This is a genomic window from Streptomyces sp. CA-251247 (genome assembly GCF_050952975.1).
GTDB classification, from domain to species: domain Bacteria; phylum Actinomycetota; class Actinomycetes; order Streptomycetales; family Streptomycetaceae; genus Streptomyces; species Streptomyces achmelvichensis.
Genome location: NZ_CP191861.1, coordinates 8,171,799 through 8,179,828 on the forward strand (window position 1 = coordinate 8,171,799; position 8,030 = coordinate 8,179,828).

Below are 8,030 nucleotides of genomic sequence, written 5' to 3' on the forward strand. Positions count from 1 at the left end.
CCGGGTCCCCTCGGTGGTGGGCTGGGCGGCCGGCCCGCACCCATGGGGATGCGGACCGGAGGTCAACTGCGGGTGGGTCAGTGTGCGGCGGCCGTGACAGGTGTGCGGCTGCGGCGGGGGCGGCGTAGTCCTTCCGCCTCGGCGCGGTAGTGGTGGAGCCTGCGGCGGTAGAACGTCGCGGACTCGTCATGGATCTCCGCCCAGTGCGGGAGGTACCCGGCGCGGTGCGCGAGTCCTTCGCGGGCCGGTGCGAGCACGAGGGCCAGCACTGGGCTGGGCTGCGCGGCGAAGACGCCGGCGGCGTGCCACCAGGCGGCGAGCACCGCGCGGCCCTGGGCGCGGTAGCGGGCGGCCTGCTGCTCGCTGCGTCGCATGTCGGCTTCGGCGCTCGGCGTCATGGCAGCGAGCCAACGGAGCAGCGTCGGGGTCTCGCGCTTGCGGGCGACGGCGAACAGGCGCGGGAGGTCGGGGCGCGCGGCGTAGTCGGCGGCGACGGCGCGCATGAGGGTTTCGAGGGTGTGCGCGGTCTGCGGGGGCGCGTCGCGGTCGTCGGCGTCCCGGATGCCGCACGGTGTGAGCCTCCAGCCGTACTCGGCGGGCTCGTTCAGCAGGCGCACGATGCTGCCGTGGTAGGCGCGGGTCCCGCGACCGAGGCGGGGCAGGGGCTCGGCGGGGAACTCTTCCATGTCGTTGGCCGATCCCAGGCTGACGCGTACGGCGCTGAAGTCGTCCCACTGGTTGGGGTGGTGGGTGGCGGCGGCGTGCAGGGTGCCGCGTACGGCGCCGGTGCAGGTGTAGACGATGGCGCCGGTCTCGTCGGGGCCGGCGGCGGTGATGCGGACGGTTCCGGACGCGGTCGACAGGTCGAACATCGGGGTGGTCCTCCTGGACGTGTGACGTCTGGGATGCAGCTAGGGCCCGCTGTCCGGGCGCCCCGCTCTCAGGGGGCGGCCGGTTGCTGCTACGCGGCGCGGGGAGGCGGGGCCCGGACCCATGGCGCTGGGTCCGGGCCCTGTTGCTCCGGGCAGGGGTGCGGGTTAGGCGGTGAGTGCGGCGGCGGCGTGCATGGCGGGCAGGGCCAGGGCTTCAAGGTCGTGTGCGGTGTCCGCGTTGGGGATCTGCTGCGCGGCGGCGGTGACGGCCTGCATCACTCCTCCGGAGGTGATCTGTCCGCCCTGGATGAAGTGGGCCAGGATCCGGTCCTTCGTCGGCCCGGTGATGCTGAGTTTGCGGGTCACCTGCTCGATAGCGTGGGTCGGGTTGGCGACCGGCCGGCCAGCGGTCTCCTCGATCTTCCGCAGCTTGCCTTCCACGTAGTCGCGTGAGAGGAACGTGCGCACTGCGTCGGCGGTCTTGGCGGTGATCAGCTCCAGGACCTTGCTCTGCGTCGCGCCGGACCACTGGACGACACCCTGTTCCTGCTTCCCGCCGAGGTGTACCTCCCGCATGACGTCTTCCGTCATCGTGAGTCCGTTGGTGCACACCTGCACGACCGCGCGCGGGGTGATGGTGAAGGCTCCGGCCCCGACCTCGCTGTTGCGGATGACGAATCCGGCCGACACCATCGGCAGCTCGTCACCCCTCTGCCCCGTGTAGGGGGAGCGGTAGCCCTTGAGCAGTTCGCGGGCCTTGACGGCGACTTCGTCGGACTCCACCCGCACGTACATGCGGCGGTCGGTCAGATCGCATCCGGTGACTTCCGCGGCATGGCCGGACTGGCGGATGCCGTCCAGAGCGGCGAGCAGAAGATCGAAATTGTCGATCAGCCGGTAGCTGTCCGACAGCAGCGCACGGGCCACCCCCTCGCCTCCGCCGCCGTGCGCGTCGCTGCGCAGGGCGCGCACCAGGAAACGGCGCTCGGGCTCGCGCTCCAGCCACCCGTTCACGTTCAGGTCGAACAGCGAGAGGTGTTCGGCGCGCATCCGGCGCAGGTACTGGCCGGGGATCTTCAGCTTGTCGGCGATGCCGTCGTCTGCGACGTCGGTGGGGCGGTAGGTGCCATCGACGGTGACGACTCCCTCCGACTGGATGAGCGGTTCAACACCCTGGATGACCAGGTTGCCGTCCCGCACAGTCAGGCGGGAAGCGGGTGCGATGACGTCCAGCTTCCTTTCCTGCTGGGACTCCAGGATGGACGCCAGGTCTTTCAGGCTGGCGTTGCGGGCTCCGTCCACGGTGATGCGGGTCGCGGTGCGCTGGGCGATCTGATTCATGGGTCTTGTCCTCCGCGCTCTGGGTTACGTCCGGGAGGCCACCCGGACGGATCGGGGGCTGGTGCCGCGCACCGGGCGCGGCACCAGCGGGAGGGACGGTCAGTCTTCGCCGGGGATCATGATGGTGATCTCCGGAGGTCCTCGTTGTCACCGGGGCCCATGACGCACACGAGCTGCACCAGGCGGGCGGCCTGCGTCTGCCGTCGCGCGGGACCCGGTAGAGCTCGACCTCGGTTCGGCTGCTGCCGCCCCGGCGCGCGGCACTGGCACTCATGTACAGCACGTCCACAGACGGCCTTCCCGGTCCTGCGGCGTCTGGCGCGTGCTGTCCTCGTCGGTCCACGCGACGCAGTCCAGCCACGCGGCGCGCGTGACGGCGACCGGGAACATGAACCCGGCTTCGCGGGCGATGCCTTCGGGACGGGAAAGAGAGCACCGCGCGCGATGCCCTCGGCGCGGCTCTGCCGCTCTGCCACCAGAGGCCGCAGGGTGGCCGGATCGTCGCTGCCTGCGGGGGCGCTGTCCGTGCCCTCGAAGGGGACCGAACGCATGGCGCACGGGCCGACGCTCAAGTCCTCATCGATGCGGGCCAGCAGATCCTTGGTGTCGCGCTGCATGGGTGTTCCTCCAGGGGTGTGGCTGGGATGGGTCCCGGGGCCAACCCGGACCGTCTGACATGGATAATTCTAGCACTTAAAGACGCGATTCCGGAGTGATGTCAGCCCAGGACAACGCGCTGTGACCTGAGCGTCTGCGGCTGCGGGCGGTCGCGCTCCTGCCCGGCCCGGATGAGTGCCTGTTCGGCCTTCACCTGCCGGTGCATCCGCTGGGCCCACACGCGAACTTCCTCGGCGAGCTCGCACAGAGCGGCCGCGCGTCCGCTCGGGTCGCTGCGCCGCCGGTCGCTCAACCGCTGCGTCTCGGCGGTGACTTCGGTGTGGGTGTGGGCGATGACTGCGTATGCGCCGTGGCGGCGGATGATCCGGCTCCACGCACAGCGGCCGGTTTCCTGCTCCAGCACCATGAGGGAGCAGCGGGGCCAGCGTTCGTTCCCCTGGGCAGGCTCGGTGTGCAGATCAATGAGGCAGGACACCCGCCCGTCGTGCAACGGGTCGTAGCCGTAGAGGGCTTGGGGAAAGGGGATCGGCGCGCCGGAGAGTTCGGCGAGATGCGCGGCGAATCCGTCCACGCTGGGCTCGGCCTGGCGGCGGTGCAGCCGGATCAGGTGGGCGGCGACGGTCGGCAGCTGCCAGGCGCGGCGAGCCGGACGGCGCGGCGGGCATCGACCACGAACGGCGGCGCGTTCCCGGCAGCATCGGTGACCGACAGGCGCAGAACCAACAGAGCGGGGGACTGAATGCGGACATGCATGGGCGGGCCTCCGGGCGGCGAGGAGTGGGGGTCGGCCGGCCGCGCGAGTGCGGCGGGCAGGGGGAGGGTCGGGGCCGTGGGCCCGACCTGTCCGTGCTCTACTGGTCGTAGCGGCCGAGCGCGGTGGCGAGCGGCACCAGATCGGCGCGGCCCTCGCGCTCCAGCACGCGGGCGGTATTCATCTGTGCCGCGCGCTGCAAAGCGGCTCCGGTGCGCCCGGCGTTGCGGGCGTCCAGGTATCCAGGGTCAGTGCAGCAAAGAACGCGTCGGGCAGGGAGGTGAAGAACTCCTCCGGGTCGCGGTCCTGGTCCCGTGCCATGAGGGCCAACCGTTCATGGCCGGTGCGAGTGCCTCGGCCAAGTCGTCTTCCGTGATGCCGTATGCGGTCAATGTTGCGCGCTCCTGCTCCTGCTGCGGTGTGTTCTCCACGTTCGGGCCTCTCGCTCGAGGGTGTGAGCTGGGAATCCGGGGCCAACCCGGGCTAACTGACGTCAATAATTCTACCTCGAAATGGCGCGATCGGTGGAGTTCTCCGGTCCCGTGAGAGGCGTTCCGCGGGGCCGCTATGCTGGGAATTCGTCACAACTCCTTCGCGGATCCGGTCTCCGGGTTCTCGCTGGGTTGTGGTCTGGGAAAGGCCCGGTGGGTGAGGCCAACCGCGCAAGCGGTCCGCTTCGGCGGACATCCACCGGGCCGCCACACATACGCAAATGGGCGTACGCGGTGATCCGCGTACGCCCATCGTTTGCCACGCGCACCCGGAGCGATCACAGGTGGCGGGTTTGGTCCGGCCGGTTAGAACAGTGCGTCGTGGGTCGGGCACATCTTCCAGCGGACGGTGATGCAGCCGTTGTCGTCGGTGGTGGCGTACGACGCGAGTGGATTGGGGCATCCCTCGCACTGGCTGATGGTCGCCGGATGGCGGTTCGGCAGGATGGGCAGGAATCGGCGGGGGTGTCCGCCGGGCTGCGGGTGGGCTCCGGTTCAGTGGCTGCGGGGCGGTGCGCGCTGTCGGCTGGGCTGGGTGCGGACATGGCTTCGCTCCCTGGTCGGCTGCGGGGTCGGGGCGGGCGCTCCGGCGCCGGCTGGGCCCGGTGGCGGGCGGGGCCGGTGACCGGCCCCGCCGGGTGGCTGCTAGTCCTGCGGGCTGTCGCTGGTGGGCGGCGCGGTGGGCTGTTCGCGCGGCTCGACGGCCTGCCACGTCCATTCCCAACGCCCGATGGGGTACCGGCCGCTGGCGTTCGGCTTGACGATGTTCGCGGCCGTGTCTGATCCCTCGCCGAGGTACTGACCACCGGACGTGGATGACGACGGCGCGGGGCTGGCCTTCGGCGTTGGTGCCTCCGTCGATGACGTGCACGGTGTCCATGTCCCCGTAGCCGTACTCGTCGGCCATGGTCTGGGTGTCGGCGGCGAGCTGGCGCACGGTGGCGAGTGTGAAGCTGGGTGACAGGAAGCCGTTCCAGCGCGACGTGACGTCGACCATGGCGGGATAGACGTGGTCACTTGTGGCCGTGACGTCCATCGGGATTTCGAGGCCGGTCGGCAACACGGTGTTGCTGGTGATGATCGGGCTGTCGGGCAAGGTGCAGAGCGTCAGATCGTCGTCTGAGGTGACCTCCAGCACCAGCCACACGTGACCGTCACGGACGGACTTGCGCAGCATGTCCAAGAGCGCGGGTTCGGCGTCGGTCGCGTTGGGGTCGCACAGCGGGAACGCCTCTTCGGCGCACTCGTTGCCCAGCACCGATCCGGGGTGGGTACCTCTGTCCCACCCTTGGGCGAAAACGAGAGTCCAGGCGGGCGCTTTCTTCGGCGTTCCTTCGGGATATGCGCCGTTGCTCATGAGGTAACTGCCGTCATCGGTAATCCACCAGAGGGCGGGTGCCTCGGCGGCTTCGTCGTCGAAAAGGTGATGCCGGGGCGCGGCGGCGGCGTGCTCGGCGGCTTCGAGCACTGCGGACAGAAGAAGTCGGAACTGCGCCTTGGGGCTGGGTCCGGACATGCTTTCGCTCCCTCGGGTCGGGGCTGCGGGGTGTGGGCTGGGTGCCGCTCGGGGGCCAATCCCGGGGCGGTGGGTCCTCGGCCGGCGGGGGGCGCTCGGCTGCGCGGGGGCCGGGGGCCGGATGTCCGGCCCCCGCCCGGGGTGTGGCTGCTACTCCTGCGCGCTCTCCTCGGCCGCGTTCTCGACCTGGTCGGCCTGCGGCTCCTCCGGGGCCTCTGCGGGCTCCTGGTCGGCCCCCTGCGGCTCGTCCGGCACCGTGTCGGACTCGGGCTCCGCCTCGGTGCTGTCGGCCTCCTCCGGGGCCTCCTGCGGCTCCTCCTCAGGCTCTACGACCTCCGCCTCCGGCCGCGCGGTCTCCTCGGCCTGCTCCTCCTCGCTCGCCTCGTTCTCCTCGGGCTCGTCCTGGGGCTGCTCGTCGGCGGGCTCGGGCTCCTCGATGGGCTGTGTCGGCTCCTCGGCGTCGAACTCGGTCACCGGCTTGCCTTCGGCCTTGGCCACGATCGCGGCCTCGTGGTCGGACAGCTGGTATCCCTCACCCGCGAGGAACGTGAGCCACGCGCGGGCGGTCTCGTCGCGGCTCTCCCATGCGCGGTCGCTCACCTCGGCCTCGTAGGCGGCGGCGACGTAGGCGAGAAGGAGGTTGGGGCGGCGGGCCTTGCCCGTCTTCTTGATCAGTTCGGCGAACGGCTCGGCCTTCCCCTTCGGGTCGGCAGCCTTCGTGAATGCGGCAATGTCGCGGTTGCGGTTGTCGTCGGACTTGTTGGGGAACCGCCGGACGGGGTCGGCGTTGTGCAGGATCGCGTCCAGCACCAGGGCCCATGCCGCCTCCGACAGAGCCTTGCGGCACAGACCGGTGATGAACTCCTTCCGCACCGTCCGAGCGGCGCGCGCGGCCTTGTTGTTCGCGATGACCCGGGCGCGCTCCTTCTTCGCCTGGGCGTCGGCCTCGGCGGCGTCCGGCACTCCGTCAATCTTGTGCCGGTAGCGCTCGGGGTCGGTGCAGTAGAAAACCGGTTCCCCGTCGTCGTCGACGCGCGCGGCGTGACCGCCGCACGTGGCGTGGGCCTTCGCGGTGATCCGCTTGCCCAGACCGGTGCTGAGGTCGGACAGACGGCGGTCTGTGTCGTCGTACGAGCGGTGGGGGAGAACCTTCACCCCCGCCTCGGTGAGGGCCTTGGTTGCGGCCTCGCGCCTGCGCTGCGCGGCCTGCTCCTCACGAAGCTGTGAGAGCTCGTGCTGCCAGTTCCCGCGACGCTGCTTGGCGTCCTGGGAGTCGTTCTTCTTCGCGGCGTACAGCCGGTAGGCGGCGCGCGGGATGTCTTCGACCGACTGAAGGTCGGCAAGCTCCATCAGGTCGAACGCGTATCCGGTGCCCTCCTTCAGCTGCTCGGGCTTGAGTTCGGCGGCCTGCTTCGCGGCCTTCAGCGCGTCGCGGCTCATGCCCAGCACTGCGGCGGCGCGGCGGCGGCCGACTTCGTTGGTGCCGAGCAGTTCGAGCTGCGCTGCTCCGCTGATCGTGTCGCGGTCCGTCATCCGGCGGCGCTGGGTGTTCTCGACCAGTGACAGGAGAAGGGCTTCGCTGTCGGCGTCGGTGAGGTCGTCCCGCACGAATGCCGGAACCGGCCGAATCGGCTTGCCCTTCTTGGCGGCCTTCTCGGCGGCATCGACGGCGGCGAGCCAACGACGCTGACCCTTGAACACCCCGTAGCTGCCGTCGGGGAGCGGCCGGACGCTGATCGGCTCCTGAACACCGATCCGGGACACCGACGCCAACAGGGCGGCGTCCGGCTTCGCGCCTTCCTTGCGGGCGTTGCGCGGGTCGACCACGAGCGTGCGGGGGTCGAACTCGGTCAGTCGGCCAAGCTGGGCGAGCGCGGTCGGCTGCTCGGCGGCGGGCTCGCTGGCCTCGGCGGGCTGGGTCGTGGTGGTGGTCTTGCTCATGGTGTGGTTCCTCCTGGGTTGGTGGTGCTGGGAAAGGGGGCCGGACGGCGGGGCCAATTCCGCCTTCCGGCCAAAAGGCCGGCCGGGTGTCAGTGGGGGTAGTCGCACTGCTCGGGCGGGATCTGTCCACACAAGGGGTCGGGGCAGAATCCGGGCTGACACAGAACCGGGGTCTTCTCGTGGGTGCGCGGGTTGTGCGTCACGTAAGCGAACTGCTCACCATCCGCCCAGACCTCCACGCGCGCCGTACGGTGGTAACGGAGGTACGCGGACACTGCGGCCCGTCCGGCGGCGTCGGCGTCCACCGGTTCCACTCGCCTACCTCGATCTCCTTGCCGATTGGACAGCACGGCGAGCACGGCGTAAAGCGTGCGTCCGCCTCGCGGCTCCATCGTGGGGAAGTCGGGATAGAACTGCACGGCTGCTCCTCCGGTGTTGTGGTCTGGGTGGGGCCCGTTGCCGGGCGGCGGCGGCCAAACCGCCGCCCAGCACGAGTGGCT

The 8,030-nt window shown here is 70.4% G+C and carries 4 protein-coding genes; all 4 read right to left on the reverse strand.

The window, feature by feature from the left end; genetic code table 11:
• Positions 1 to 77: 77 nt before the first annotated feature.
• Complete coding sequence (locus tag ACQPWZ_RS36545) at positions 78 to 872, reverse strand: hypothetical protein (RefSeq protein ID WP_433573738.1); 795 nt, start codon at positions 870 to 872, stop codon at positions 78 to 80.
• Positions 873 to 1,037: 165 nt separating this feature from the next.
• Complete coding sequence (locus tag ACQPWZ_RS36550; RefSeq protein ID WP_433573739.1) at positions 1,038 to 2,213, reverse strand: DUF932 domain-containing protein; 1,176 nt, start codon at positions 2,211 to 2,213, stop codon at positions 1,038 to 1,040.
• A gap of 718 nt (positions 2,214 to 2,931) precedes the next feature.
• Positions 2,932 to 3,402, reverse strand: coding sequence for a hypothetical protein (locus tag ACQPWZ_RS36555; protein WP_433573740.1), 471 nt, complete (start codon positions 3,400 to 3,402; stop codon positions 2,932 to 2,934).
• 2,337 nt (positions 3,403 to 5,739) lie between these two features.
• Positions 5,740 to 7,530 carry a ParB/RepB/Spo0J family partition protein gene (locus ACQPWZ_RS36560; RefSeq protein WP_433573741.1) on the reverse strand — a complete coding sequence of 597 codons (1,791 nt, stop codon included), beginning with the start codon at positions 7,528 to 7,530 and terminating at the stop codon, positions 5,740 to 5,742.
• Positions 7,531 to 8,030: the final 500 nt, after the last annotated feature.